This is a genomic window from Streptomyces sp. NPDC088747 (genome assembly GCF_044751025.1).
GTDB lineage: Bacteria > Actinomycetota > Actinomycetes > Streptomycetales > Streptomycetaceae > Streptomyces.
On record NZ_JBIVKZ010000001.1, the window covers coordinates 424296 to 450357 of the forward strand.

General features: G+C 66.9%; 25 protein-coding genes, 2 pseudogenes and 1 CRISPR repeat array (1 of these 28 running past the window's edge). Of the genes and pseudogenes, 5 read left to right on the plus strand and 22 right to left on the minus strand.

The genetic code is table 11. The features are described 5' to 3' along the window. Positions 1-13 precede the first annotated feature (13 nt). Positions 14-1537: an aldehyde dehydrogenase gene (adh, locus tag ACIP79_RS02135; RefSeq protein WP_387177600.1), complete on the plus strand. Its 1524-nt coding sequence runs from the start codon at positions 14-16 to the stop codon at positions 1535-1537. 162 nt (positions 1538-1699) lie between these two features. On the opposite strand, the gene ACIP79_RS02140 is transcribed toward adh, so the two are convergent. Then, positions 1700-3094 carry a tyrosine-type recombinase/integrase gene (locus tag ACIP79_RS02140; protein ID WP_401218051.1) on the minus strand — a complete coding sequence of 465 codons (1395 nt, stop codon included), beginning with the start codon at positions 3092-3094 and terminating at the stop codon, positions 1700-1702. Continuing rightward, positions 3085-3282 carry a helix-turn-helix transcriptional regulator gene (locus tag ACIP79_RS02145; protein ID WP_401218054.1) on the minus strand — a complete coding sequence of 66 codons (198 nt, stop codon included), beginning with the start codon at positions 3280-3282 and terminating at the stop codon, positions 3085-3087. The genes ACIP79_RS02140 and ACIP79_RS02145 overlap by 10 nt, the downstream gene beginning before the upstream one ends. A gap of 1031 nt (positions 3283-4313) precedes the next feature. Between ACIP79_RS02145 and ACIP79_RS02150 the strand changes: the two genes are divergently transcribed. After that, positions 4314-4493 (plus strand): integrase core domain-containing protein, encoded by a 180-nt coding sequence (locus ACIP79_RS02150; RefSeq protein ID WP_401219193.1) that lies wholly within the window; start codon positions 4314-4316, stop codon positions 4491-4493. A gap of 247 nt (positions 4494-4740) precedes the next feature. Here ACIP79_RS02150 and ACIP79_RS02155 read toward each other — a convergent pair whose 3' ends face one another. The 14 genes from ACIP79_RS02155 to ACIP79_RS02220 form a co-directional block, all read right to left on the minus strand. Continuing rightward, positions 4741-5184 carry an NUDIX hydrolase gene (locus tag ACIP79_RS02155; RefSeq protein WP_401218057.1) on the minus strand — a complete coding sequence of 148 codons (444 nt, stop codon included), beginning with the start codon at positions 5182-5184 and terminating at the stop codon, positions 4741-4743. Positions 5185-5202: 18 nt separating this feature from the next. Beyond that, the gene (locus ACIP79_RS02160) at positions 5203-6000 is read right to left on the minus strand and encodes an STM4013/SEN3800 family hydrolase (RefSeq protein ID WP_401218059.1); all 798 of its coding nucleotides are present in this window, start codon (positions 5998-6000) and stop codon (positions 5203-5205) included. Continuing rightward, a complete protein-coding gene (locus ACIP79_RS02165; protein WP_401218062.1) occupies positions 5997-6503 on the minus strand; it encodes a hypothetical protein in 507 nt (168 codons plus the stop codon). Before ACIP79_RS02165 ends, ACIP79_RS02160 begins: the two co-directional genes overlap by 4 nt. Continuing rightward, positions 6496-7137 carry a dTMP kinase gene (locus tag ACIP79_RS02170; RefSeq protein WP_401218065.1) on the minus strand — a complete coding sequence of 214 codons (642 nt, stop codon included), beginning with the start codon at positions 7135-7137 and terminating at the stop codon, positions 6496-6498. The genes ACIP79_RS02165 and ACIP79_RS02170 overlap by 8 nt, the downstream gene beginning before the upstream one ends. Continuing rightward, the gene (locus tag ACIP79_RS02175) at positions 7134-8156 is read right to left on the minus strand and encodes a radical SAM protein (RefSeq protein ID WP_401218067.1); all 1023 of its coding nucleotides are present in this window, start codon (positions 8154-8156) and stop codon (positions 7134-7136) included. Before ACIP79_RS02175 ends, ACIP79_RS02170 begins: the two co-directional genes overlap by 4 nt. A gap of 572 nt (positions 8157-8728) precedes the next feature. After that, positions 8729-9676 carry an endonuclease/exonuclease/phosphatase family protein gene (locus ACIP79_RS02180; protein ID WP_401218070.1) on the minus strand — a complete coding sequence of 316 codons (948 nt, stop codon included), beginning with the start codon at positions 9674-9676 and terminating at the stop codon, positions 8729-8731. Between the two features lie 194 nt (positions 9677-9870). Then, positions 9871-10698 (minus strand): hypothetical protein, encoded by an 828-nt coding sequence (locus tag ACIP79_RS02185; protein ID WP_401218073.1) that lies wholly within the window; start codon positions 10696-10698, stop codon positions 9871-9873. Between the two features lie 91 nt (positions 10699-10789). Further along, a complete protein-coding gene (locus ACIP79_RS02190; RefSeq protein ID WP_401218075.1) occupies positions 10790-12055 on the minus strand; it encodes an acyl-CoA dehydrogenase family protein in 1266 nt (421 codons plus the stop codon). Between the two features lie 81 nt (positions 12056-12136). Further along, positions 12137-12688 (minus strand): GAF domain-containing protein, encoded by a 552-nt coding sequence (locus ACIP79_RS02195; protein ID WP_401218078.1) that lies wholly within the window; start codon positions 12686-12688, stop codon positions 12137-12139. Positions 12689-12744: 56 nt separating this feature from the next. Continuing rightward, positions 12745-13341, minus strand: a complete 597-nt coding sequence (locus ACIP79_RS02200; protein WP_401218081.1) for a GTP-binding protein — start codon at positions 13339-13341, stop codon at positions 12745-12747. Between the two features lie 4 nt (positions 13342-13345). Continuing rightward, the gene (locus ACIP79_RS02205; RefSeq protein WP_401218083.1) at positions 13346-13747 is read right to left on the minus strand and encodes a DUF742 domain-containing protein; all 402 of its coding nucleotides are present in this window, start codon (positions 13745-13747) and stop codon (positions 13346-13348) included. After that, the gene (locus tag ACIP79_RS02210; RefSeq protein ID WP_401218086.1) at positions 13744-14238 is read right to left on the minus strand and encodes a roadblock/LC7 domain-containing protein; all 495 of its coding nucleotides are present in this window, start codon (positions 14236-14238) and stop codon (positions 13744-13746) included. The genes ACIP79_RS02205 and ACIP79_RS02210 overlap by 4 nt, the downstream gene beginning before the upstream one ends. Before the next feature lie 30 nt (positions 14239-14268). Further along, a complete protein-coding gene (locus ACIP79_RS02215) occupies positions 14269-15765 on the minus strand; it encodes an ATP-binding protein (RefSeq protein ID WP_401218089.1) in 1497 nt (498 codons plus the stop codon). Between the two features lie 49 nt (positions 15766-15814). Beyond that, a complete protein-coding gene (locus ACIP79_RS02220) occupies positions 15815-16318 on the minus strand; it encodes a hypothetical protein (protein ID WP_401218092.1) in 504 nt (167 codons plus the stop codon). Positions 16319-16627: 309 nt separating this feature from the next. On the opposite strand from ACIP79_RS02220, the gene ACIP79_RS02225 reads away from it, so the two are divergent. Then, positions 16628-17953: a DNA-binding protein gene (locus ACIP79_RS02225; RefSeq protein WP_401218094.1), complete on the plus strand. Its 1326-nt coding sequence runs from the start codon at positions 16628-16630 to the stop codon at positions 17951-17953. On the opposite strand, the gene ACIP79_RS02230 is transcribed toward ACIP79_RS02225, so the two are convergent. Both ACIP79_RS02230 and ACIP79_RS02235 read right to left on the minus strand, forming a co-directional pair. Then, the gene (locus tag ACIP79_RS02230) at positions 17954-18967 is read right to left on the minus strand and encodes an NAD-dependent epimerase/dehydratase family protein (RefSeq protein ID WP_401218097.1); all 1014 of its coding nucleotides are present in this window, start codon (positions 18965-18967) and stop codon (positions 17954-17956) included. Between the two features lie 458 nt (positions 18968-19425). Beyond that, positions 19426-19600: pseudogene (locus ACIP79_RS02235) on the minus strand (shikimate dehydrogenase); the annotation flags it as partial. 157 nt (positions 19601-19757) lie between these two features. Here ACIP79_RS02235 and ACIP79_RS02240 point away from each other — a divergent pair. Continuing rightward, the gene (locus tag ACIP79_RS02240; protein ID WP_401218100.1) at positions 19758-20150 is read left to right on the plus strand and encodes a hypothetical protein; all 393 of its coding nucleotides are present in this window, start codon (positions 19758-19760) and stop codon (positions 20148-20150) included. A gap of 113 nt (positions 20151-20263) precedes the next feature. Here ACIP79_RS02240 and ACIP79_RS02245 read toward each other — a convergent pair. Together ACIP79_RS02245 and ACIP79_RS02250 are read right to left on the minus strand one after the other, a co-directional pair. Further along, a pseudogene (locus ACIP79_RS02245) lies at positions 20264-20404 on the minus strand (XRE family transcriptional regulator); the annotation flags it as partial. A 153-nt stretch (positions 20405-20557) separates the two neighbouring features. After that, on the minus strand, positions 20558-20989 hold the full coding sequence (locus ACIP79_RS02250; protein ID WP_401218103.1) for a hypothetical protein: 432 nt from the start codon (positions 20987-20989) through the stop codon (positions 20558-20560). 690 nt (positions 20990-21679) lie between these two features. Between ACIP79_RS02250 and ACIP79_RS02255 the strand changes: the two genes are divergently transcribed. Next, positions 21680-24103, plus strand: coding sequence for a Helicase associated domain protein (locus tag ACIP79_RS02255; protein ID WP_401219197.1), 2424 nt, complete (start codon positions 21680-21682; stop codon positions 24101-24103). A 57-nt stretch (positions 24104-24160) separates the two neighbouring features. Here the strand turns inward: ACIP79_RS02255 and ACIP79_RS02260 are convergent, their stop codons facing one another. Then, positions 24161-24967, minus strand: a complete 807-nt coding sequence (locus tag ACIP79_RS02260) for a TIGR02391 family protein (RefSeq protein ID WP_401218105.1) — start codon at positions 24965-24967, stop codon at positions 24161-24163. A 153-nt stretch (positions 24968-25120) separates the two neighbouring features. Further along, on the minus strand, positions 25121-25597 hold the full coding sequence (locus ACIP79_RS02265; RefSeq protein WP_401218108.1) for a DUF4145 domain-containing protein: 477 nt from the start codon (positions 25595-25597) through the stop codon (positions 25121-25123). 88 nt (positions 25598-25685) lie between these two features. Further along, positions 25686-26062: direct repeats of the CRISPR family, unit length 29 nt; unit sequence GGGACCATCCCCGCGCGTGCGGGGAGCAG; it runs 933 nt beyond the window's last position.

Here is a 26062-nt window from a genome sequence, read left to right on the forward strand (position 1 = left end):
GGGAGGCAGACCCATGACCCGTTACACGGCGCCGGGCACCGATGGCGCAATCGTCTCCTACCAGGCGCGTTACGACCACTTCATCGGCGGGGAGTACGTTCCGCCGGCGCGTGGGCAGTACTTCGAGAACCCGAGTCCGGTGAACGGGCAGCCGTTCGCGGAGATCGCGCGTGGCACGGCCGAGGACGTGGAGCGCGCACTCGACGCGGCGCACGCGGCCGCGCCTGCCTGGGGGCGCACCTCAGCGGGAGAGCGCGGTGACATCCTGCTGAAGATCGCCGACCGGATGGAGGCCAACCTGGAGAAGCTGGCGGTCGCCGAGAGCTGGGAGAACGGCAAGCCGGTGCGCGAGACCCTGGCCGCCGACATCCCGCTCGCCATCGACCACTTCCGCTACTTCGCGGGAGCGATCCGCGCACAGGAGGGTTCGCTCAGCCAGGTGGACGACGACACCGTGGCGTACCACTTCCTGGAGCCGCTCGGCGTCGTCGCGCAGATCATCCCGTGGAACTTCCCGATCCTGATGGCGGTCTGGAAGCTCGCTCCTGCCCTCGCGGCGGGCAACGCGGTCGTCATCAAGCCCGCCGAGCAGACCCCGGCCTCCATCCACTACTGGATGAGCCTCATCTCGGATCTGCTGCCGCCGGGCGTGGTGAACATCATCAACGGTTTCGGTGAGGAGGCGGGCAAGCCGCTCGCGTCCAGTCCGCGGGTGGCGAAGGTCGCGTTCACCGGCGAGACGGCCACGGGGCGGCTGATCATGCAGTACGCCTCGGAGAACCTTGTACCGGTCACGCTTGAGCTGGGCGGCAAGTCGCCGAACATATTCTTCGACGACGTCTGGTCCAAGGACGACGACTTCCGCGACAAGGCCCTTGAGGGCTTCACGATGTTCGCGCTCAACCAGGGCGAGGTGTGCACGTGTCCGTCCCGGGCGCTGGTCCAGAGCGGAACGTACGGGGAGTTCATGGAGGCGGCGGTCGTCCGCACCGAACTCATCAAGCCGGGGCACCCGCTCGACACCGAGACGATGATCGGCGCGCAGGCCTCCAACGAGCAGATGGAGAAGATCCTCTCCTACCTCGACATCGGCCGTCAGGAGGGGGCCAAGGTTCTCACCGGCGGTGAGCGCATCGAGCACGACGGGGAGTTGAAGGGCGGTTACTACGTCCAGCCGACGATCTTCGAAGGCAACAACCGGCTGCGGATCTTCCAGGAGGAGATCTTCGGCCCGGTCGTCTCGGTCGCGTCCTTCGACGACTTCGACGACGCCGTCAAGATCGCAAACGACACGCTGTACGGGCTCGGGGCCGGCGTGTGGACGAGGGACATCAACACCGCCTACCGCGCGGGCCGTTCCATCCAGGCGGGCCGCGTCTGGACGAACTGCTACCACGCCTACCCCGCGCACGCGGCGTTCGGCGGCTACAAGCAGTCGGGCATCGGCCGCGAGAACCACAAGATGATGCTGGACCACTACCAGCAGACGAAGAATCTGCTGGTGTCGTACTCGCCGAAGAAGCTCGGCTTCTTCTAGACACGTGCGAAAAGGCGCCTGACCTGGGTTTTCACCCGTCTGGCGCCTTTCGTTCAACCCGCTCCCGACCGAGCCCGGCTTGCGCGCTAACTCCCAATTCCTCCCACGACTGCACCCCTCCTGACCAGTACCTCCGGACCAGTCACGGACCAAACCCCCGGTTCATCCCTCGGGTACGTCATCTTGACTGACGCGCTGCCACTCATTCATGGACTGCTCGATGAGACGGTTCGCCTGCTCGCGAAGGCCGTCGAGGAACTTGGCGTAGTGGCGAAAGAGAACCTCGATGCTCTGGCCGGCGCGGCGGGCGCACTCGGCCGGGTCCACTCCGGAGTAGAGCCAGAACGAGATCCCGGCGTGCCGGAGATCGTATGGCCGCTTGGCCAGGCGAGAAGTGCGCTCAGTACGAGTTAGGGCGTATTCCCGGGCCCGCGACCAGGTGATGCCGTAGGCAGCAGCGTCCACGTAGTTGCCGGCCTGATTCCGGAAAAGTCGACCGTCAGGTGCCACGTCGAACCGATTCACATGGGCCCGCAGCATGCGTACGAACTGCGGTGGGATGGGTACAGGGCGCGTCGCGCTTGCCGCGCGACGCTTGAGCGAGTGCACCTCGTGCACCTCACCGTCGTCGGTCCACTCCTTGCCAGACGTGACAACCCCGCCCGAGAGGTTCAGCATCCCCCATCCCGTCTTCGGCAAGTGGCATTGATCGATCCGAAGGTGGATGACCTCAGCTGGCCGCATAGCCGCGAAGTACATGCAACCGAAGAATGCTTCAAGATGAGGACCCCGCCCCCGCTGGCGAGCAACGGCTTCGAGCAGCCGAAGCACCTGGGCCGGATTGGGAACGGCGGCCGGATCCACCTCCTCATTGACTGCTGGAGCTTGCCACCGGAGCCCCTTGAGGGGGTTCTCTGCGAAGTACCCCTTCTCCACCGCAGTGTTGAGAGCGTCGTTGAACGCAGCCCTCTTGCGACGGGCTGTTTTAGCCGCAGCCGCCTTGCCGTCCAGCTTGCGGCACATCGCATCGAGGGCCCGCCTCAGCACGTCGGCTTCCGCAAGGGTGCTGACCGGCAGCGAGTTCCGCTTCATCCAGTCCAGCGCGTGGATCCATTCCTCAGTCGGCTCGCGCTGCCAGGCCTTCTTGTTGAATGCCCACGAGTACAGGGCACGCCGCAGTACCCGCGGATCGGAATACGCTGCACCGGGGCGTACCAGGGCGGGCGTGACCGTGGCGAAGGCATCTGCCAGGGTGCGGCGCGTGTTCCCGGGAGTGCGCTCCCATCTTTGCTCGATGTATTCGTGCGCGAGGTCGTACCACGTAGTGCGCTGCTTGATGACCCGCAACTCGGATGCTGGCAGACCTGTGTACTCATCAAACGGCTCACCCTCGCGCGCAGCTGTCATCAGCTGCGCACGTCGGCTTTCAGCAAGCGCGAACGTGATGAAGGACTCAGACTTTTCTCGCCCGTTAACCGTCCACCGAATCTGGAAAGGCTTGCGCCGGTCGAGGCGCTCGCGTATATCCCAGAAGCGGACGTTATAACTCATGGCCATCCAGGCGTATCCCTTTCACACGCTTCCCACCACGCATCCAAATCGGCGCGGCGGCAGCGCAGTTCACCGTTGGGCAGCTTGATCATTCGGGGTGCCTGACCGCGAGCGCGCAGGCGGTAGAAAGCAGACGGACTCATTCGTATTTCCGCTAGGACCTCGGCAAGCTTGAGCGCAGGTGGACGGGCCATTGATGTTTCCTCGGGTATTCCAGATATGTCGGCCGCCCCAGCGCGCGACTTGCACCCACTCCGCCACAGGTGATGGGTACACGCCGTCAGTTGCGGGGACTGCTGGGCACCGACATAGGGACCATGGTGTCCGAACGGCTCCACCGCCAAGCACAGCCGTTGAGAACACCTCAATGGTCGTCACGATCGCCGGTTTGGCTAACCGGCGATCGTGGTCTATGTTGCGCCCCCACAGGGGAACTCACAGACGATTGCAACGGAGGAGACGAAGGGGAACCAGCCGGCGCGATCGGAGAAAGAGGCCGCGCCGCCCGTCCCGAACACCCGATTCCGTTGTCAACGGGCCGGTCCAGATCGCGTGCAACACACACGCGGAGCAGCCACGGCTCGGATCATGTGCTTGGCGCGGGACTCAAGGTGCGTCGCGATGCGCGCGAGAACCACTCGATCCCGTACATTGCAGCAAGCCCTCGGCGACCAACTCGGTCACACAAACACAGAGGCACAGCACGTGGAGGAGCGACACAGCCCTCTCGACTCGATGTAGTCCAGACGTTCAGGACGCCAAGCGCCGAGCTGGTAGGGGCGTTGAATCGCCCCAGTCGGAAAGCGGCATTCGACAGGGGTGCTCCTTGGATAGGGGCCTCTGCGATGAGGCCGAGCAGCGCGAGGTGCCAGACGCCGCTATGGCCGACGTACAGGCTGGCCTGGAATCCTGGATCCCGCCACTGACCTGGTATTTTCCGGGACGTTGTACGTTGACATATTCCCAGAGGAGGTTCCAGTCCGTCGGGGCTGTTTCTCGTCTGCCGTGGGCGAATACTGCGCCGCGGGAAAGCCAACCGAAAAACGCAGGAGTGTTCCCGTCGGAGAAAAAGGGCAGAGCGTGCTCCTCCTTCACCTGCCTCGGTCTCGCCGTGATGCCGATGCGCACGGTGCCAGCGACCAGCCCTGCCGAGCGATAACCTCCGAAAACGAGGCGGGCGCGGGAGTCACTGGCTGTGCTGCAGACATCTCAGTAGACGGCGCAGATCAAGCCCCGTCGGCCCTGGCGCGGCCTCGCCGACGTGGAACTGGGCACTGCGGAATGGGTCGACTGTTTCAACAACCAGCGCCTTCACACCGCGATCGGAGACATCCCGCCATACGAGCACGAGACCAGCTACTACGCTCACCACCAGCCCAAACCGACGGTTGGAACCAACGCATAAGGCTCCGCCGATCCCGACGCGGTTCATTACGCATGGGGCGGAGATAAATCGCAGCGTCGACACGTCGGTGGCCCTGGGTGTCGTAAGCGCGCCGGGACAACCCAAGGTGCGCGGTGCACGAGGGCGCAACAGATCCGAGTCGCTGAACCTCTCCGTCACGAACTTGGGCCATCGCCGCTGTGGCGAGGGCCTGGAGGCTGAGCAAGCGCGAAGGTGCGCTCTTGCGGAGCGCCACACCGGGCCGGGTTCAGTCGGTTTGTACTTGACTTGCTCGGTGGGCGGCGAGCATGAGGGCCAGGGGGCCGGCGGGCAGGAGGAAGCGGCCTTCTGCAGCGGCGTTGAGGGCGTCGTTCATGGGCCACCAGGAGAGCTTGAAATCCTTTTCGGTGGGGGTCAGTTGCTGGGGGCCGCAGGTGAGTCCGGAGGCTTCGTAGAGGTGTACGTGTGCGGTGGAGGTGAGGGTGATCGCGTAGGAGCCGAGGGGGTGGCAGTGCTCAGCGTGGATTCCGGCTTCTTCCTGTAGTTCGCGGCGTGCGCACTCCTCGGGATCTTCGCCGGGTTCGCGTCGGCCGCCGGGGAGGAAGAGGTATTCGCTTCCGTGGTTGGCGAAGTAGGCACTCAGCAAGGCGACCAGGCCGTTCTCGTCGCGCGCTACAACCACGGAGGCATCACGCAGTGCATCGTTCCTCATGCGGCGTGAGCGTAGCGGTCATGAGTGCACCCAGGCCGCATAGGGCACGTTGAGCACGGCGGGATGGGCGATGCCCCGGCCGTGGTAACCGTCGTCTCCATAGGCGTCCCCGTGGTCGGCGCACATGATGACCAGACACCTTCCCTTGCTGGTCATTGCTGCGAGGAGACGTCCGATGTGAGGGTCGGCGTAGGCGAGGGCCGCGGCCTGGGAAGCCGTGGTGTCGTTGCTGCTGTCGAGGTAGTGGCCGTGGGGGACATGGGTGGCGGAGATGTTGACGAACAGGAACAGCGGTTGGTGCCCGTTGTACTGGTCGACGAGTTCCAGTGCCTGGTCGATCTGGTGACGGGTGGAGTCGATCTCGGGTGAGCAGAACTCGGGCCTCCAGTGGTCTTCGTGGAACAGGGCGGGCAGCACTGAACCGAGTGGTGTCTCCCGGGAGAAGTAGGTGACGCCGCCGATGCATACCGTGCGGTAGCCATGCTGGGCCAGGCCGTGCAGGAGGTTGGGGGCGTCGAACACGAATGTCTGGGGCGGCACCGTCTTGAAGGCCGGCGGGCGGCATTCCCACAGACGGACTGGTTGTCGGGGCTGGGGCAGCTTGGGCAGGAAGCCGGAGAAGAACGCCATGTGGGCGGGGAGCGTGAAAGTGCCCTGGGTGTGTCGCCGTTCCCACGCCCTCCCCGGCAGCGCCCTGGCCAGGTGGGGCGTACGCCCGGCGTCGAGGGCGTCGCGCGCGACGTCGTAGCGCAGGGAGTCGAAGGTGATGAACAGGATGCTGCTTCCGGACTGAACGATCTCGGCTGCGTTGATCATGAGCGGCTTCCGGTGGCTGGTGCAGAGGGCCAGACGTCGATGGTGCCTTTGGCTTGGTCGTTGACCGGGATCGGTACCCGGTCTTCTGCGATCAGGCGTCGGATCTCGGCGAGGCCATTGGTCTCGTCCAGCAGGGTCCCTTCCGCGTTGTAGAGCTGGATCTGCACCGTGGTGGCGCCGTTGTCGCCCGCGGCAGATAGCCACGCTCCTGGTGCTCCTTGGAGGTGCTGGAGCGTTGTGAGGAACCGTTCCTCGGTCTGGTGGCCCATGTGGCGCACGTTGCAGGCGTAGTGCAGTGCGTTGATGGCTCCGCGGCACAGGCGGCTGGCGAACTCGGTGATGACCGGGTGCCCGTTGTGGGCGACGACGATGCTCCGTGCTTGCTGGGTGACGACGAGGCAGGCGCCCAGCCACCAGGCCACGGACTCGTGGAGCTGGCCGGGGTACCGGCCGACGGCACCGCCGTCACGGATGACGGCGGCGGTGTCGATGGGGTTAAGCACGGTCCTGCTCCAGATGGTCGGTGATCCAGTCGGCGAGGTCCTCGGCCGTCTTGTCGTCGGTGTCGAGGCGCACGCTGGTGGGGTCTTGCTCGGCCACCGCGGCGAAGTTCGCCACCAGGCCTGCAAGTCGGCCCTGGATGCCGAGCAGGTCCATGTCGTCACGTTTCACATCCGGTTTGCCCGCCAGTCGCGAGCGCAGCGCGTTCTCCGAGGCGGTCAGGTAGAACGTGTGGGTGGGCTGGACCAGATAGGAGCGGTAGGGCTCCAGCAGCCGCATGACGGTGTCGATGTCCACGCCGTGCGCGGCTGCGTGGCAGGCGATGACTGAGGACACGTACCGGTCCGCGACCACCGGGCCCAGGGTGCGTGCGTTGCGTATGCAGTCCGAGCCGTGCAGGACGCCGGACAGGTAGAACGCGAACTGCGGCAGTGAGCGCAACCGGGCGTTCACCATAGATGACCAGTCGCCGTGGGGGCCGGGGAGTGTGTGCACGCTGGTGGCATCCAGCCGCTTGGTGAGCAGTCGGGCCAGGGTGGACTTCCCGATACCGGAGACGCCCTCAAGGACGATGAACGGTCCTTCGGTGCCCTCCAGGTGGAGGGGCTGGTAGGCGGGAGGCAGCTGGGGGGTCACAGGGTTCCTTCCGTGAAGGCGGTCACATGGCCGGCCACGCGGTCTGCGAGATGATGCGGGTCGGTCAGGAACGGGGCGATGTCCAAGCGCAGGTCGTCGCGCAGGAGGCAGGGCTGGACGCCACCGGCGTGGTCGACACGCAGTGCCCAGAAGCCCTCTACGCAGCCCGCGCGCCGGGGACAGGTGCCGCACTGGCCGACGTGGTGACGGCCCAGGTCGCGGTGAATGACATCGATCTCGATGCCGTCGATACGGAACACTCGGCGGCCTTGACCCACTCCTGTGATCTCGGTGTGCTCATCGCTGGTGAGCGTGCGCAGATAGGCCACAACCGCGTCGGCCGGGACAGCGGAGGAGGCACGGGCCTCGTTGAAGTCGGTGGCGACCAGCTCGATGAACTGCACCGGCAGGCGCCGCTCCAGGGCGAAATCGAGGATGCGGGGGATCTCGTGCGCGTTCTCGCGCTGAAGCAGGGTGTTCAGCTCGACACGCTGGAAAACCTCCCGGGCGGCCTCAATGCCATCGAGCACTGTGGCGATGCCGACGGGCGTACCGGCGATCGCCTCCAACGTGGCGTCAGAGAAGTAGTGCAGGCTCACTTTGACCTTGTCGAGAGGGGTTGTCGCCAGCCACGCCTGGTGGGTACGGACTCTGGTGCCGTTGGTGATCAGGGTGTACCCGGCGTCAGGACCGGGATCGGGAAGCCGCTCCAGGACAGGACGGGCCAGCGGTGAAAGCAGCGGTTCGCCTCCGGTGAAGTACACCCGTTTGAGGCCGGCATCCATCAGTGACCCGATGATCGTGATGTAGTCGTCCGGCTCCAGGACACGCGGGCGAGGCTGCTCGGACGGGTCGATGCGCGTGAGCGGCGGCGGCACGTCCCCCTCGTTGTGGCAGAACCAGCAGGCGATATTGCAGCGTGGAGTGAAAGAGACACGTAGCTGCCCACGCAGGGCAGCGAAGTTCGTCAGAGCGGTGTAGTCGACGGCGTTCTCGGTGAGCGGTGCGCGGTCGTGCATGACTAGGCCTCCAATGGGTCCCTGAGGACTTGCCGCCGGGACCGGAATGGGAGCGGCGACTGCTGGGGGGACGGAGGGAGAGATGTGTCCCTGCTGTTCGTCGATGAAGCTGATTGATCGCGCTGTGCCGTGAACACCTGGCGTGGAAAGCTGCCATGCCATCCGAGGGGATTCGGAGGCCTCCTGGCCCTCCACGCCAGGAGCGGACCCGGCCCCGGTGCTGGCCACCCCATGCGGGGCACCGGGGGCAGGGTCATCGGATGCTCACGGAGTCCGTGTGGTCCGCCGGTTGGGGAGCGGCACAGACGAGGACGGTCGGCTGGTGCGGGGATTGGAAAAGGGTGGTGGAGACTGCCTTTTCTAGTCGGCGCTCGATCCAAGAGAGTGCCGCGCAGAGCGGGCGGCTCATGACAAACCACATGAACACACTGGTGGTCTTCATTTGCCGGACCTCAGTCCGGACCGGGGCGTGCGGGGACTGGTTCTTTGCTGCGTCAGGAGAGAGGAAGGCAGGGTGGTCGGGCCGCACTGTTGTTGTCCTTAATCTGTGTCTCGGGAAGGCCTGTGGCGGGTCAGAAGGCGAGGTTGTACGCGGCTTGGGGGGCCCTCTTGCGGCGCAGTGCTTCGGCCATTCCGGCGCGGGAGTAGACGACCTTCAGGCCGTCGTGGTCGCTGTAAGGGGTGTCGATGACACTGACCTCAAGGACGGCGGTGATGAGCCAGGGGTCGTTGTAGACGCGGTCGATGCGTCGTGGTCCGCCTTGGGAAGGCTTGTTCTGTCCGGCGGTGGCACAGAGCGCATCGGGTTGATCAAGCGTGTGCGCGGCGTACCGGGCGGGGTCGTGCAGGCCGGCGCCCAGCAGGGTCTCGTCGGCGTAGGTGCAGCTGATCCGTGCGCCGTCCGGGCTGCGGTTCGTGCGGTGCATCACGTGCATCCGGTCGGTGATGCCGTCGTCTGTCCAGTCGATCGGCGGGACCCGTTCACCTGCGGGGTGCGGGTACTCGTTCATGTCGCCTCCCCCGAGGAAGGCCATCCCTTGGCTGGTCTTGTCGGCGGCGGCGAGGATCTCGTCGGTCTCGTGTTCCCGGCCGCGGGGTGAGTTGAAGGCGAGGTGCCAGCTCATCATCACGATCGGGACGTCGGGGACTTCCCGCAGGCTGGCCACGATGTGGGTGGGCGGGGTTCGCCATAGCGGGGCGTTGTCGACCTGCTGGTGGACATCGAACGCGTCGGGCCGCACGAAGAGTCCGGTCGGGTTGTTGCCTGACCCGGGCGCGCCGTTGAAGCCCCGCATGCCCAGGAGGCGTTCAGCATCGTGGAGCCGTCGTTGGCCGTTAGCTCGGCTGTAGGTCATCTCCTGGCGCAGCAGCACGTCGGGCCGATGTGTCTTGAGCAGTTGGTGGGCGTAGCGCCACCGTGCGGGGGGCCGGCCGATTTCGTCGGGGCCGCCGTCGCGTTCGAGGTTGAAGGTGATCACGGTGATCACGGGTTCGCGGTGAGTGCTGTGCGCTCTGCTCACTACGGTCTCCTACGGCTGAGGCGTGCATGGTGGAGGGTGGTGTGGCCCGGCGCGGGGGCGGTTCGACGTCCTCATAGGGGGGAGCACATCGGTCCGGCGTCCCCTCGCCGGGCCGGGTCCCGCGCCTGGCAACGAGGGGTACCTGGCGTGGGACGTTCAGAGCCGGCCTCTGGGGCAGTGGTCGGCAGGGCGGGCTAGTAGGAGAGGGTGAAACGCTGTGGCCAGAGCCCCGGATTGCCGATCTCTGGCTTGAGGGGCACAAGGTCGGGCCGCGTCCAGACGCAGTTGAACGCGGAGAGGCCCAACTCGGCGATGATCTGTGTCACCTCGGCAGTGCCCTGGACAAAAGCGCCGTTGACGCGCTTGATCGCACGACCGGCGATCAACTTGCGGTACTTCTCGGACGCGAGCGGGCTGATCTCGTTGGTCGTGACCGGCTCACCGAAGATCTTCGTGGTGATCTCACGGTCCGCCCAGTACGCGTGCCCTTCCAGCAGAGCCCCGTAAGCCCGGTCCGCGGTGTCGCGCAGTCTCGGGAACTCGGTTTCCTGCATGGCCCACACCTCGCCGTCGCTGGCTGCGTACTGCGCCAGGTGTGTCGTCTCGTGCGCCAGGAGTTTGTGCAGAAGACGGTCGTCGTCGAAGACGCCTGCATGCTTGAGGGCGTCGGGCAGGATCACCAACTCGGGCTGCCCTGCCGCGAATTCCACAGCCTGGCCCATCATCAACGGCCAGAGCGTGCGCATGCCGATGATCGCGGCCCTCCGCTTGATCCGGGGCATCAGCGTGCTGCGACGGGGGATGCCGAGCTGCTGGACTTCCTCGTGCAGCCGCTCCACGAAGCGGTTCTCGTGCGCACGTATCCAGTGGTCGACCGTCATCGTGCGGATGACGACCTCGTCGGGCAGGGCCAGTCCGGTGATGGAATCGACGAGAGGGACCGTTGTGGCGGCTACTGCTACGAGTCGCGGTACTAACGGGGCGAAGGCGGGGTCTGCCTCGTGGCGGACAGTGATTTTCATACGGTTCCTCGTGACGGGGCGGAATAGCGGCTGTGGGGGTGCGGGGCTTCTACACGGCCCATGCGGATTCACGGCCAGAACGCACGGCCTCTCACACGGTGATTGGTGGTGGGGACGCGGGGTGGTGTACGCGGTCGGCGTGGACGACGGACCACGGGGTCCGGTTGCTGTCGCCGGACTCGTCCTGCAGTACTGCTTCTGCGAGGCGGAGGTGCTGGACTTCGCCGGTGCCGGCGGGTGCGTAGGTGGTCTGCATGTCGCGCCAGATCCGTTGGACGGGGTACTCGGCATCGAGGCCGTTCGCGGCGTGCAGGTGCATGGCGTCGTTGCCGGATTCAGCGGCCAGGTCGTGACCGAGGCCTTTGGCTGCGATGAGTTCGTCGTCGCAGGACAGACCGCGGTCGAGCATGTCGACGGCGTGGTAGGCCAGGATCCGGGCCATGATCAGCCGGGCGGACATTCGGCCGAGGCGGTCACGTACGACGCCGACGTCGGCGAGTTTGCCGTTGTAGCGGGGTCTGTCGCTGACGTAGCGCGCGGTGAGAGAGACGGCTCTCTCGTGCAGGCCGAGGGAGACGGCGGCGAGGTTGGGCCGCCCGTAGAGGACGCTGCTGGACTGGGCAACATCGAAGCCCTGGCCGACTTCACCGAGCACGTTGCGCGGGAGAATACGAACCCCGTCAAAACTGATCTGCCCGAAACTGAAGCCTCGCAGGCCGAGCTTGCCGGTGTGCCGCATGAGCGCCACTCCCCGCTGATCCGCCTCGACGAGAAACGCGGTCAACGCTTTCGAGGTACGCGTGCCGGGCGGGGCAGTGCGGGCGACGACGACGTGCAGGCTGGCGATGTGGCTGTTGCCGACGTGGGCCTTCGCACCGGTGAGAACCCAGGCCGAGCCGTCCCACTCAGCACGGGTCATCATCCCGCCGATATGGCCGCCCTGATCCGGCTCGGTCACAGCGATCGACATCAGCACTCCACCAGCCGCCACCTGCGGCATCAGCGTGCTGTGCTGCTGGTCGGTGCCGTAATGGAGCAGCGCGGCGACCGGGATCAGGCCAGCCTGAAGGATAGCTGCGGCCGCGCCGGAGACGTGGGCGAGTCGGTGGACAAGGATCGTCTTGGCCACGTGTCCGGCCTGCAGGCCGCCGAAGGCTGCGGGGACGGTGACGCCGAACCAGCCGCGGCCGCCCAGCAGCCGGGCGATCTTGCGGTCCACCCGATTCGGTGCACCCTCCATACGTTCCACCCTGGGCTGGATCTCCTGAGCGGCGAAGTCGTCGACGGCCAGCCAGAGTGCCTGGTGGGCGGATGTGAGGAACCGGTCGAGCGTGACCGGCGTGGCGGGTATGGACATGGGCGATCCCTCTCCCGGAAGGGGCTCACATGACGGCTACGGTCGGATGCGCGATGGGGCGCTTGGCGGGGAGCTCGTTCGTCAGGGAGTTGGCGGCATGGGGATCTTGAGGATGTCGGCGGCTGTGTGCGTGGTGTCCTTGACGATCGCCTGTATCCGTCTGGCGTCGGCGAGTGTGCGCTTTTCGGGGTCGATGACGCAGACGGTGAGCAGGGCAAGGCCGGTGACGTTGTCGATGATCGGGCTGCCGAAGTAGGACTGGATGCCGATGGCGTCGACGACGTGATTGCTCTGGAAGCGGGGGGAGGCGGCCACATCGGGCAGGGGCAGGCCGCGTCCGCGCTGGATGACTTCGGGGCAGTATCCGTGACCACGGCTCATCGTTCGCTCGACGACGGGATACCCGGCTTCCTGCGGGGGGTTGTGCAGGCCGAGGAAGGTCTGCTGGTCCCCGAAGGCGTTGACCATGCCGTAGAGGAAGCCGGCGCGTTCGGCCATGTCGGTCGCGAGGTCGTCGAGGATTTCCTGACCTTGCATGTCGATGCCGAGTTCGCTGAACCGGGTGAGGCGGGCGGCCATCTGCGACAGTTCTTGGGCAGGGTCGTCCGTGAAGGTCTGGATCCGGTGCTCCACGGGATGAAATGATGGGAGAGGCAGGTTGAGGGCTTGCGGACTCTGGGGTAGGGCCATCAGGCGTCCAATCGTGCGGAGTTGGCGGGTGCGGATGCGACTGCGTGCTGGACGAGGGTGAGTAGGACCGAGGCCACGGAGTCCGCGTTGCGGGCGTCGCAGAACATCAGCGGTACGTCGGTGTCGACGTCGAACGCGTCGCGGATCTCGGCAAGGGTGCGCGGGGCGGCGCCGGTGAACCGGTTGATCGCGATGACGAAGGGCATGCCGAGCTGTTCGAAAAAGTCGGCCGCGGGAAAGCTGGAGGCCAGGCGCCGGGTGTCGGCCAGGACGACGGCGCCGAAGGCGCCTTCGGTCAGGGTGTGCCAGAAGTCCCAGAACCGGGGTTGTCCTGGTGCGCCGAAGAGATACAGCTCCAGAGGATCGGGGACATCCCAGCCGACCCGGCCGAAGTCGAAGGCCACCGTGGTCGTCGTCTTGACCTCGATGCCCTGCAGGCTGTCGGTCGCCGCGCTCTGAGTGGTGAGGCGCTCCTCCGTTTTCAAGGGGGCGATGTCGCTGATGGAGCCGATCAAGGTGGTCTTGCCGACACCGAAGCCACCGGCGATGACCAGCTTGAGGGCGTTCCGCTCGGCAGGCTGAGGGGACTGCTTCACTGCGTCACCCCGCCTTCGCGTTGGGCCAGCGGCGTTTCAGGCCGGCGCTGAGGGCCTGAAGTTTCTGCAGATCGCTGCCGCCACTGCAGGCGTCGGGAACCGGGACGGTCAGGGCTCCGGCGTCGATGAGGTCGGAGACCAGGACCGTGACCGCGGTGACGTGCAGGCCGAGCGTGCCGGCCAGCTCGACGAGCGGGCGCCGTCGCTGCCGGCACAGGCCCACGATCCGGGAACTCTCCTCCGCCAGCTCACGCGGAGAGCGGCGGCCGGGACCCACAACCGTGTGAAGACTGAGGCGGTGACGTGCGCGGGTGCGGCCGTCGGTCACGGCGTACATCCGCACGATGCTGTCCCGCTCGTCCGGAGCTGTGGGCGCTGACGCGTTCGGGCCGGGTCGAGAAGTCATTGGCCACCGTTGTCCTGGCCATCGTGCGCGCGAACGGGGGTGGTCATGAACGGGGCGAACCGCTGCACCAGGCGCCCAGCGCTGAACGCGACAGTTCCGATGTTCGCCTCCGTGTGGACCAGAACAACCAGGACGGTCGCGACGGTGTCCCCAGAGGTGTTGAAGGCGCTGCCCGTCCCGGCGTGGGTGACCAGGAACAGGGTGTCGTCCCGCTCGATCAGCACCTGCCGGGCCGACATGGACTTGTCCGTCGGACCCGTGAGGCCCTTGGCCAGACCGGCCAGGCCCGCGAACGCCGCCGCGAGCTTGTCGGTCCAGTCGGGATCCATGTGCGAGCAGAACACTTGCTTCATGCCGTCGGTGGAGGCCAGCAGCGTGTGCGTGACACCCGGAGTGTCTTTGACGAACTCATCCAGCAGGCGCGTCATCTGCCCTTTGGCTTCGCCGGGAGAGATCACAGGGGCTGCTGCGCCGTTCGGGTCGTAGGCCATGTTGAGAGGCTCCATGGGAGGTAGTGAGGATCAGGACCGGGGGTGTGGTGTGGTGCCGGCGGCTGAATCGCTCTGCAGCCCGGCGTTCAGGCCCGACCGCCAGTCGGCGGCAGCCTGGGGATTCGCTGCCTGGGGCGGTCCGGCAGGACCCGCGGCCGGACCGGTCGGCATGGGCCTGGCCACTCGCTTCCGCCGTGGCAAACCAGGCGTATCGCCGACGTCGGCCCTCTGGGCGGGAATGGCCGCGCTCCGCACGCTCGCCGTACGCTGCAGCGCCGTTCCCGCCTGCGCTGACCGAGGGGTGGCCGACGGCGGCTCGGCGGAAACCGTGACAGTCCCGATGGCAGGGGCCGTGGAAACGAGATACCGGTCCGGCACGACCACGCTGGCCGTGGTGCCGCCCGTCGGATTGACCGCGAGCCAGACTCTGAGACCGTGCCGCGCGGCGATCTTCGCCGTAGTGATCAGGCCGAGACATCCGGCCCGGACCTGACCGGAGACATCGGCCTGACCGGGGTTCTCCAGGAGATGATTCAGCACGTCCCGCTTGTCAGGGTCCATCTGGAGCACGGCCCGGTCCTCCACCTCGATCAGCAGCCCCCGCGCCACCTTCTGAGCACGGACGACCACCTTCGATGCCGGGTCCGAGTTCTCCACGCCGTTGTCGATCAACTCCGCGAGCAGGTGCGCCACGTCGGGATGCACATGGGCGGGCAGTGCGAACGCCGAACCGACCTCGCCGGCAGCAGTCTGAACGCGGGTGTACTTCACCACTTCCGACTTCGCTCCGCGCAGCACGGTGGCCACCGGAACGGGTGTCCGGGTCTCGCGCAGGGACGTGCCGCCCAGAACAACGGAAACGCTCTCCACCATGCGGCGCAGCCGCGTGGCAAGGTGATCGATCTTGAAGCTCTGGTCCAGCAGTTCCGGGTCCTCGGTCGCGCGCTGGAGACTGGTCAGGTGTCCCAGCATCTCGTCGATCAGGCTGTGCTGACGGCGTGTCAGCGTCTGATGCATCGCCACGACTACCGCAGCCTGCGACTCGTCGTGCACCCGCAGCAGGCTGGCGACGCCCTGCACCCGCACGTCGCCGATCACCTCAAAGACCTTCTCCAGCAGGTCGCTTCCTGCCCGCGGCGGATCGGGCGGAAGCATCGGCCGCACACCCCGGCACAGCTCGCCCGCCGTCCATACAAGGGTCTTCTCGGCGGCGCTCGAGGCCTCCACGATCTGGCGAAGCTCAGCGTCACGATGCCGCTGAAGCGAAGCCGCCGCGGCCTGCACCCGGAGGGCGCCGACCAGCGCCGTGACGAACACACTGCCGCCGAGACAGATCGCGAGCAGGGACGTGCTCAACTCGTACACCCACGCAGCGAGCACCGTTATGCCGCTCAACACGGCGATGCACAACAGCGGGGCGACGAGAACGCCGGTGACCTCATCCAGGAGATAGCGGTCTGTCCGGATACGCCGGCCCCGTCCGCGGCGATGGGTGACCGGCCGAGCAAGTGGCACACGGTCAGACATGAAGGTTCCTCAAGAGTCCGAGCCGAATAGGAAACAGCAGGCGGGCACGTCAGGTGACCGGGAGAATGGCCTGCACGGTTTTGCCCACGATCACGTCGTCGACGCTCCTTTTCACGTCCCAAGACAAGCGCCCCCCGTGGTGAGCCACCCACCCCAGGCCGGTCGTCGTTTCGCGGACTTCGCTGTTCTGGATCGCCACATCTCCGAATCCCGGGAACTCCGGAGAGGCATCGTCCACCTCGATGAGCAGCTCGTGAGTGTCCGCGGCCACGATCAGGTGCAGTGAGATACACCCGTCAGCAAAAGGCCTGCCGTGCCGTACGGCGTTGTCCACCAGCTTGTCGGCGACGCGGACGGCGAGGTCCACGTCGCCAGGCCAGCGCCCGATCGTGAGCCAGGGACGAGCCCGAAGCCGCGCATTGGGGCCCGCCCCTCTATTGGCCAGCAACGTCGTACTCCACTCAAACGCTGGCTTCTCCTTCGTCTCCAGAGGGAGCAGCGTCACCGCGGCTTGCGACGGCCTCTCGTCGGCCGATGCCTCGATCACGGACATGACCCCCTCGCTTCTGCATGCGGAGGTGGGCTGATTCGGCGGTTTCACAGGGGGCTCCCAAGTTCAGGATTGTGCTCGGGTGTGCACTCTCAGCGGGGGTTGTCGATCAGCGTTCACCCTGAGTACGTGGCCTTGCCACGACCTGCCCCATGGCCTCTGCAGCACTTACGGGTGCCGCTCATGGCCTCGGGGTAGCTTTGAAGTGGCTTCTGTTCAGGATGTGTTGCTGCGAAGCGGGAAGACGGTTCCCCTTCGAATGAAGGGATCGATCCGTGCCGCCCCGCGCGGCGTCGCCAACTTGGGGGCGGAATGAGAAGCGAACCGAGGACACTTCTTGCGAAGCTGTGCGATCAAGACAGCCTCACTTACCGCCGGTTCGACGAACGGTTCAATCAAACCGGGGTCCGCCTCTTCGGACACAGCCCCAACAACCCGACATGCGGCGAGACACAGTTCCGGCGATGGACCGGCGGAAAGCTCGCCGGGCTCCCCGGACCGGAAACCTGCCAGATTCTTGAAGCGATGTGGCCAGGAATCACAGCGGAGCAATTGTTCCGGGCGCCGCCTGTGGACGATCCCCAGGCACCCGCGTTCGACCTTGAAGAGCGAGTTCAGATGACCGCACGTGAAGCCCACGACGGCGCCGATGCGACCGCCGCGGCGTCCATCTCTGACAACACCATCGACGATCTGCGCGACCAGGTGGTGAGACTTGCCCGGCGGTACCACGGCATGCCAGCAGCGAAAGCGTACGAGGAGGCCGACAGACTCCGCTTGGAGGTCGAGCGGCAGCGCGACCGGACGCAGATGCCGGTCCAGCAACAGAGCCTCATGGTCCTCAACGGACAGACAGCGGCGCTCCTCGCAGTCGCCGCGTTCGACCTGGGCTACTTTCCCAGTGCTCGAACCCTAGCCCGCGCTGCCGCCGTGTACGGCGAGAGCACGCGCTTCACACCGCTACAGGCCTACGCCGACGGGACCCTGGCGTACATCGCCTACCACTCGGGGGAGCCGGACGAGGCTCTGGCGAAGGCCCAGCGTGCCTTGGCGTACGGGGGACTTGGTGACATCGCACAGCGTCGCCTCCACGCGATCACGGCCCGCGCGTACGCCCACCTCGGCGACGTGGCATCGGCCCAGCGCGCCATCCGGCTCTCCGAGGAGGGCGGCCGGGACCTTCGCGACGAGTTGCACGATGCCGTAGGCGGCGAGTTCGGGTTCTCTGCTGAGCGGTTGGCCATGTCCAACAGCACGACCGCGCTCCTCATGGGCGACACCGAGCGGGCCGAGACGGAGTCCAGCCGCGCGCTCTTGCTCCTGGGCCGCAAGGCACATGACGAACAGTCCAGTCATGTCCGAGCGGGGGCAGCAGCCGATCTGGCGTACGCCCGTCTGCTGACCAACAACGTCGACGGTGCAGCCCATGCCCTCACACCGATCTGGGAGGTGCCAGCCGACCAGCGCAATACCGGCATCGTCGTGCGGACTGCCCGCATCGCCAGGCACCTGGCCCGGCCGCATTACCACGGTGCGCAACTGCCGAAGGAACTGCGAGAGCGGATCGAGGAGTTCACCCGAGTGTCCCCGCCGTACCGGCTGGGGCCGCCCGTGGCCCTTATCTCGATCGAGGCCTGATCACAGGGAGGCGAGGACCTGTGCCTCCTTCTCCTCAGCAATCCCGTGTTCCGCCCATCTCGGGTGGTCCACGGGGCGCCCGTCTGCCGCCCACCATCGCCACGTGTCGCGGACGGTCTCGATGATTGGCCGGCAGTTCAAGCCTGCGGCCACAGCACGGCTGGAGTCGACTGCCCACACTCCGGCGTGGGTACGCCAGAGCGGGATTTCGGTCCACTGCGCTACACCGTGCCTCTTGAGGACAGCTGGCTCCACCCAGACCGGGATTCCCGCGCTGTCAGTGGCGGCCAGGCATCCGCTGAGAAACTCCCCGAAGCTAGCCCCGTCGGGGTGAGTGACGTTGTATCCCCCGCTCGTCGTGCTCACCGCCTGGCCCAGAGCGAACTGAGCGACGTCGCGGACGTCGACGGGCTGGATACGCTGACTGGCCGGAGCGGGGGCGAGGATGCGGCCCCCGCGCTTCGCCCGTTCCAACCACCATGGGAGACGCCCCACGTACTCGCCGGGTCCTAGAATCACTCCCGGCCGCAGGAAGACAGCCGAGTCCCCGAACATCTCAGTGACCGCGTGCTCGCCGCCCGCCTTCTGGAATCCGTATTTGGTAGGAGTTCCGTCCTCACCGGTGTACCCGTACGTCTCGTCTGCGTCGGGTGGGCACTCCAACAACGGAGAGTCGTCGGTCACAGGCCGATTGGGCCAGCCCTCGTACACTGACACCGTGGAGATGTGCACCCACCGCCGGACCTGGTCGCGAAGGGCAGCAGTCGCCAGGAGTACATCGCGCGGTGCCAGGTCAGAACTGGAGGTGTCGATCACGGCATCCCAGGGACCGCGTCGGGCAAGCTCCAAAAGATCCGCCTGGACTGTTCGGTCTCCATGGATCGGCTGTACTCCAGCCACGTCCTGACTGGAACGACCCCTGTTGAACGTAGTGACATTCCAGCCTCTCGCCAACGCGTGCTCTGCGATGGACTTGCCCAAGAACCAGGTTCCGCCCAACACCAAAATCCTCATGCCGCCGATCATGCCTGCCCAAGACGAGCTAGTGGAAGGTGGGTGCCAGATGGGCAGAGTCCCTGCCCATGTACCTGGTCCAGCGTTCCGGTCAGCGTCTTGCCCTCCTAGAACTCACCACTCAGAACGTGGATGCTGTCTTCGCCATCTACGGCAGTCCTGAAGCTGCGGAACACCTGCCCGCGATCAGCGCACGAGCGTCGTCCAGGTCTGACCGGACCCCGGGCCCGATGTCAGGGCCCGGGGTTTCGCACGTTCAGGAACCTGTGCACGAAGGCTGGTTCACCCGCCGGTGCACCGAAACCGTCCAGTCCCGGCCCCGGCAGACCGCCGGGCTCGAAGAACCGCCGCCCAGCCAACCCGCCACGACGTGGGCAGAGTCCTCGCCACCGGCGAGGCGTTCAGCCGCCCCACCCACCACAAGGTCGGCACAAAACCACGCCGAATTGGTTAAAAGACAAGCTCAACGACAACCCTGCCCACTCCGGGCCAAATTCCGCGAGAAATCCCGGCAGAGCGGCCTCGTCCACCTCGAACCGGTCGTACGTCTCAGTTCCTGAGCCCCAGTGCGGCGTAGGCGGCGCGATGCAGCGCCGGGAAGAGGGAGTGGGCGATGGGCCGATGGCAGCACAGAACCTTACGGACTTACAGCACATGTATCTACCTACCGCACCTTCGCGAGATCCCCCGCCCGGGATCCGCCTTGACAGGGGTGCACTAACGAACCATGATCCCGAAAGGTCGCAGCCGTGAGCAACTGCGACCATCACCCGAGAAAAGAGTCCACTCCATGAAATTCAGACGCGCAAGCCTCGCAGCATCCATCACATTCGCAACAGCAATCACACTCTTCAACTCGAGTTCAGCATACGCCGGAACCGACGCATTCGCCAGCAACGGTGGCATAAACACCTACGGCGCTGGCGCCGGACAGGCGTCGTTCGCGTCGTACGGCGATGAGTATTATGTCTATGACAATATAGCGGACGGCCACGGTGTGGAATTGAGGATTTGGGACTACGATTCCATCCGCACCAAGGTTTGCAATGCAAGCGCGGGTAATTATTGCGTATACAATTACAACCTGCCCGAAGGTTCCGACGTCGAAATTCAGGTATGCCTCACCGAGAAGAGCGTCACAATCTCCGGGAGCTGCGGCTACTCTACAAAGGGGAAAGCATAGTAGAGCCGCCCAGACTCGAAGTTCACCAAATACAGAAACGCAAAGTCGACCCGGCATGCCCGCTAGCAAACTCGGCTTAACCGCGAGTGCGGCTCCCGACATGGATTTCACAGGATGCCGAGGGCTTGCGCGGCGGCGCGGGTGCCTTTCAACTGCCGTACGAGGTAGCGCATTTGCGCGGAGGCGGTCTTGGGGATCGGGCGGGTGAACGCCTGCTGCACGGCCCGTTCGAGGCCGTCGCCGGTGAGTCCCATCGGAACACCACCTTCCTTGATCGTCTGTGGGGGCCGCTGAGGGCCTCCGGGCGGGCCGCGCGCCCTCTTCCCGCAGGAGGGGCGTACGGCCCTCCTGCGGGGCGCTGAGCGGCGTGACGGGGGGGCAGTTCGCGGGCCGCCCTCGTCACCGGGTCAGAACGGTGCGGGCCTCCGGCTTGCGGGGACGGGGTCGGGGGCGTAGTCGGCCATCCACGGATTCGCCGCCAGCAGCTCGGCGCGCAGCCGGGCATCCTCCGCCGCCGCGTCCGGGCCGACGTCCTCGATGAGCGGGGCCGCAGCGGCGGCGGCTTCGGCGGCGCGGCGGGCGCGGCGCCGCTGCGCCTCCTGCTCCAGTGCCTCGGCCTCCTGGCGCTCGCGGTCCTCGCGCTCCCACTGTGCGGCGAGGGCGGCCGCGGGCGCCTCCTGGCAGCTCTTGCACACGCCACCGGGCGGGACGGTGCCGGGGAACGGCTTCTCGCACTCCGCGCACTCCGCGCACACCGCCTTGGGCGCGGTGCGCCTCCGGCCGGCCGCGGGCTCCCCGCGAGGCGGTCGGCGCGGCGGCGCGCCTTGCGCTCGACACACGCCCGGCACTCCTGGCCGGTGTCGAGCATGACGCCGTCCTCGCACCCAAGGTCCGGGCATCCCGGGGTCGGGCCGATCAGCGCCACGGCCGCGCCGACAGCGGAGCGCAGCGCGCTGTCGTGGATGACCGGCTCGTACTCGTCGCGCTCCCACCGGCGGGCGATGCGCTCCCGGAGCTGGTCGATGCTGCGGGCCTCCAGGGCCTCCAGGACGACCCGGCGGTTGCGGGTCGGGATGTGCCCGTACGGTAACCGCTCGATCAGCAGCGGCGGCAGCAGCAGCGCCTCCACCGAGCGCACCGCCGCCGCCTGCTGCCGCGTCAGTTTCCCCGCGGTCTCCCGCTGGCCCGGCACACCCGCCGCCCCGGCCTCATCCGATGACGCCCCTCCGTACCCCCGCGCGGCGCAGCCGCTCCCCGCGTCCGCACTACTACCTGAAGCAGTACAGGCTTGTGCGCCTTCTGCCGCCCTCGGCTTCACCCCCGAGCGCCTGGAAAGATCTCCGTCCCGGTATGCCGACAACACCGGCCCATGAAAACCCCCGATATAAACAGCCACCCCCACGACAGCGAACCCGCCCCGCCCCAGCTACTCAACGGCAGCCATCTGGTCACCTCATGACAGCAGGCCAGCACACGCCCGCAGCACATGACCAGGCAATCAACAACCGAACACCGCTGACGCACAACCCCTGCCACCAACACGCCCACTCACACGCACCACCACCAACCCGATCCAGCTCGCCCTGTGGGCCGGGCACGGGCCGGTCATCGTGTTCGCCACGTACGCCTCTCTCGTGGACCGCAAGGACATCGACGCCCCCGTGGGCCAGCGGAAGGTTCGTGGGCCGCTGGAGGCCGCTCTGGCGGGCGGAGAGCGCCTCTACGGCCAGCAGATGGCCCGGTTCGACCTCGCCATCGTGGATGAGGCACATGGGACCGCCGGTGATCTTAGTCGTCCGTGGGCAGCGATCCACGACTGTCAGCGGATCCCGGCGGACTTCCGGCTCTACCTGACCGCGACTCCGCGCATCCTCGCCGCGGCCCGCCCGCAGAAGGGCGCGGACGGCCAGGAGGCGGAGATCGCGACCATGTCGGACGACATCGCGACCATGTCGGACGACCCGGAGGGAACCTACGGCGCGTGGCTTGCAGAGCTCGGTCTGAGCGAGGCCATCGAGCGCGAAATCCTCGCCGGATTCGAGATCGACGTCCTGGAGATCCGTGACCCCTCCCCCGTCCTCGGGGAGTCGGAGGAGGCGCAGCGGGGCCGGCGCCTGGCCCTGCTGCAGACCGCGCTCCTGGAGCACGCCGCCGCGTACAACCTGCGTACGGTCATGACGTTCCACCAGAAGGTCGAAGAGGCCCGCGCGTTCGCGGACAAGCTGCCCGAGACGGCTGCCGCGCTGTACCTGAACGACGCCTCCGACGCCGATCTGGTCGCCGCCGACAAGCTCCCCGCGTCATCCATCGACGCGGAGTTCTACGAGCTGGAGGCCGGCCGCCACGTCCCGCCGGACCGGGTGTGGTCGGCGTGGCTGTGCGGCGACCACCTCGTGTCCGAGCGGCGCGAGGTCCTGCGGCAGTTCGCCAACGGCATCGACGCGGCCGGGCGCCGGGTGCACCGGGCGTTCCTCGCCAGCGTTCGCGTGCTCGGTGAGGGCGTGGACATCACCGGCGAGCGGGGAGTCGACTCGATCTGCTTCGCGGACACCCGCGGCTCGCAGGTGGAGATCGTGCAGAACATCGGCCGGGCGCTCCGCCTCAACAAGGACGGCTCCACCAAGGTCGCCAGGATCATCGTGCCGGTGTTCCTGGAGCCGAACGAGGACCCGACCGACATGGTCGCCAGCGCCAGTTTCCGCCCTCTTGTAGCGGTCCTCCAGGGCCTGCGCTCTCATGATGATCGACTTGTTGAGCAGCTCGCTTCCCGCGCGCTCACGAGCGGCAAGCGCAAGGTCCACGTCCGGCGTGACGAGGACGGGCAGATCGTCGGGGCCGGCGGCGAGGGCGACGGCGAGGACCAGGAGGACGACGACACCCAGGCCGCCGCCGAAACCGCCCTGCTCCACTTCTCCAGCCCACGCGACGCCGCGACGATCGCGGCGTTCCTGCGCACCCGGGTCTACCGGCCGGAGTCCCTGGTGTGGCTGGAAGGACTCCAGGCCCTGATCCGCTGGCGGGCGGAGAACGAGATCACCGGCGTGCACGCCGTGCCCTACGACGTCGAGGTCGAAGTGGGGGTCACGAAGTCGTTTCCGCTTGGCCGCTGGGTGCATCAGCAGAGAAAGGCGCTGCGGGCCGGGGAGCTGGAGGAACGGCGCAAGACGCTGCTGGACGCACCCGAGGCCGGGATGGTCTGGGAGCCCGGCGAGGAGGCGTGGGAGAGCAAGCTCGCCGCCCTGCGGTCCTACCGGCGGGCGACCGGGCACCTCGCGCCGCGTCAGGACGCGGTGTGGGGCGAAGGCGAGGCGATGGTCCCGGTCGGTCAGCACATGGCCAACCTGCGCCGGAAGGGCGGCCTGGGCAAGGACCCGCAGCGGGCCGCCGTGCGCGCGGCGCAGCTGACGGAGATCGACCCGGACTGGGACTGCCCGTGGCCGCTGAACTGGCAGCGCCACTACCGGGTGCTCGCCGACCTGGTCGACGCCGACGGCGTCCTGCCCTACATCGCGCCGGGCGTCGTCTACGACGGCGACGACATCGGCACCTGGAGGTGGCGGCAGCAGGAACCGGGCACCTGGGCGCAGCTCCTGCCCGAGCAGCGCGAGCGGCTGACCGCACTGGGCATCCGCGGCGCCACCCTCCCCCTGACGGCCACCACCCCGGCGGAGCTCCCTGCGGCGCCGGCCGACGCGGCCAAGGGCCCGAAGAAGGCCGGGAGCAAGGCGGAGGCGGCGTTCCAGCGGGAGCTGGCCGCCCTGGCGCAGTGGGTGGAGCAGGAAGGGCAGCGGCCCGTCCCGCGCAGCACGGTCGTGGAGATCACGGTCGACGGCGAGGCGGAGCCGGTGTCGGTGAAGCTGGGGGTGTGGCTCTCGAACACCAAGTCGAGGCGCGACAAGCTCACCGCGGAACAGCTCGCCGCCCTCGCCGCATTGGGCATGCAGTGGGCGTAGAAACGGATGGAGGGCCAGCGGGCGCTGCAGTCAGATACTCGCTGGCCCCGATCGGTGTCACGGTCCTTCGCACTCGTCGATCCAGTGCGCGAGGAGGCTTAGGGCTGCAAGGCGTTCCAGTGCCTGCTGGGCTGTCATTTCGTCGGAGGCCACGTGGGTGGCAGTGTTACGGACGGTCATGTTGAGTCCTGGCGCGTACTTGGACAGACCGTTCTGCATGGAGCTGACTGTGCGGTCGTTCGGGTCTCCAGGCCAGGTCAGCATCGGACTCTTGGCGTTGAAGACCTTCTCGTAGAGGTTGGTGGCGTCCATGTTGGCCAGCCCTGTGCGGGTCTTTAGCTGAGAGGTGAGGGTTTCGGCGGCGCTTTGGATGGCGAGGCGGAAGTGGCCGTCGAGCCAGAGCTTTCGGGCGGCTCCCCAGATCGTCGGGTGCATCGCCTCCACTCCGGTGGTCGGAGGGAGTTCAGCCTCCGCCTTGTCCGTCAGCGCCTCTAGGCGGCCCAAGATCTGCTCTGCGGAGTCCAGCACGTCGCTCGGTTCGAGCAACGGCTTCGGGGTGATGACAGTCTTCCAGGCCGCGATCGGATCCACGGGCTCGGGGAAGCCGACGACACCTACGTACATCCGGGTCAGGCCGGGGGCCGCCGACGCACGGCCAGCTGCGCGCGCCACCCGGTCTGCAGCAGCCTGGAGCACTTCGGGCAACACACCCTCCCGGGCGACTGCGGCAGGCAGGAGCCCCCGCCCGAAACCTGCGTCCTTCGTCTCTGTATGGAGCTCCATGAATGCCTTGAAGGCCGCTTTGAACTCAGTCACGGCTTCAGCGGTCTTGCGGAGGTACTCGGGGTTCCGGGAGGCGTCCATGCCACTGATCGTGCCACCTGCCGGGAAGGTCGTTGCCGCAGTATGCCGAGCCGCTGGTGCGGCACCACTACTGAAACAGCCGCCCGCCGCTCCCCCGCACCGCACCACGAGACCCCGCGCTTCCCGGAATCCGAGGTCTCGTGGCTGTCAGCTTTATGCTCCAGTGCGTGCCTGATCGCGACGTTGCTGACGCGTTGCACGGAAGGCGGCACGCTGTTCGGGTTGGACGTAGACGACGAATACGGCTTCCTGAATCAGCGAAGCCACATCGTCTACCTCCTCGTAGGAGAAGGCCAACCCGTCGTGAAGACTCCAGTTGCCTAGGGTCCGGGCCTCATCGAGGTCACGGACGACGTCAGCGGGTACACCTCTGCTGGACAGGTCGGCAATCTTGTCCTTGAGATTCCGACCGGTGGCACCGCGATCTTTACAGAGCTCTTCGACAGCCGCTCGGTACATCGCCGCTGCGGCCCGCAGCGCGCCGGCTTCCTGGCATCTGGTGCCTTCGCTAAAGGTCGCGGACTTCCTGTGGGGCGGTTGGATCAAGAGTCTGTGCTGACCGCCGAGGATGCACCAGGAGGAGGAGCCGAGGCTTGGATGCCTTCTCCCTGAGGGCCGTGGCAAAGGCATCGTGGTCGTCGCCCTTGGGCAGATCCGGCCCCCAGTGCTGGTGGACTACGGCAGTCTTCCGACAGCTCTGGCAGGCCAAGATGGCCGTGGGACCATCCCCGCGCGTGCGGGGAGCAGAGGCCGACGGTCACGCCGCCGAACGTCACGTAGGGACCATCCCCGCGCGTGCGGGGAGCAGTCTGGTTCCCCACCGGGGAGTTGGCCACCAGCGGGACCATCCCCGCGCGTGCGGGGAGCAGGTCGACACGCGGCGGACGGTGGCCTGGGAGACGGGACCATCCCCGCGCGTGCGGGGAGCAGCGGGCGACCGCCCCGCCCACAGCCTCGGGATCGGGACCATCCCCGCGCGTGCGGGGAGCAGTCGCTGTCGGGGATCTCGGGCCCGCACCCGGAGGGACCATCCCCGCGCGTGCGGGGAGCAGTATCCGGCGGCCAGGAGGACGGCGAGGATTTCGGGACCATCCC

Coding starts and splice junctions, on each gene's coding strand:
- adh (WP_387177600.1), top strand. CDS start 14: ATGACCCGTTACACGGCGCCGGGCACCGATGGCGCAATCGTCTCCTAC.
- ACIP79_RS02175 (WP_401218067.1), bottom strand. CDS start 8,156: ATGCACGACCGCGCACCGCTCACCGAGAACGCCGTCGACTACACCGCT.
- ACIP79_RS02210 (WP_401218086.1), bottom strand. CDS start 14,238: ATGGCCTACGACCCGAACGGCGCAGCAGCCCCTGTGATCTCTCCCGGC.
- ACIP79_RS02160 (WP_401218059.1), bottom strand. CDS start 6,000: ATGATCAACGCAGCCGAGATCGTTCAGTCCGGAAGCAGCATCCTGTTC.
- ACIP79_RS02215 (WP_401218089.1), bottom strand. CDS start 15,765: ATGTCTGACCGTGTGCCACTTGCTCGGCCGGTCACCCATCGCCGCGGA.
- ACIP79_RS02225 (WP_401218094.1), top strand. CDS start 16,628: ATGAGAAGCGAACCGAGGACACTTCTTGCGAAGCTGTGCGATCAAGAC.
- ACIP79_RS02220 (WP_401218092.1), bottom strand. CDS start 16,318: ATGTCCGTGATCGAGGCATCGGCCGACGAGAGGCCGTCGCAAGCCGCG.
- ACIP79_RS02240 (WP_401218100.1), top strand. CDS start 19,758: ATGAAATTCAGACGCGCAAGCCTCGCAGCATCCATCACATTCGCAACA.
- ACIP79_RS02145 (WP_401218054.1), bottom strand. CDS start 3,282: ATGGCCCGTCCACCTGCGCTCAAGCTTGCCGAGGTCCTAGCGGAAATA.
- ACIP79_RS02140 (WP_401218051.1), bottom strand. CDS start 3,094: ATGGCCATGAGTTATAACGTCCGCTTCTGGGATATACGCGAGCGCCTC.
- ACIP79_RS02205 (WP_401218083.1), bottom strand. CDS start 13,747: ATGACTTCTCGACCCGGCCCGAACGCGTCAGCGCCCACAGCTCCGGAC.
- ACIP79_RS02230 (WP_401218097.1), bottom strand. CDS start 18,967: ATGAGGATTTTGGTGTTGGGCGGAACCTGGTTCTTGGGCAAGTCCATC.
- ACIP79_RS02260 (WP_401218105.1), bottom strand. CDS start 24,967: ATGGACGCCTCCCGGAACCCCGAGTACCTCCGCAAGACCGCTGAAGCC.
- ACIP79_RS02155 (WP_401218057.1), bottom strand. CDS start 5,184: ATGAGGAACGATGCACTGCGTGATGCCTCCGTGGTTGTAGCGCGCGAC.
- ACIP79_RS02265 (WP_401218108.1), bottom strand. CDS start 25,597: ATGCCTTTGCCACGGCCCTCAGGGAGAAGGCATCCAAGCCTCGGCTCC.
- ACIP79_RS02185 (WP_401218073.1), bottom strand. CDS start 10,698: ATGAAAATCACTGTCCGCCACGAGGCAGACCCCGCCTTCGCCCCGTTA.
- ACIP79_RS02190 (WP_401218075.1), bottom strand. CDS start 12,055: ATGTCCATACCCGCCACGCCGGTCACGCTCGACCGGTTCCTCACATCC.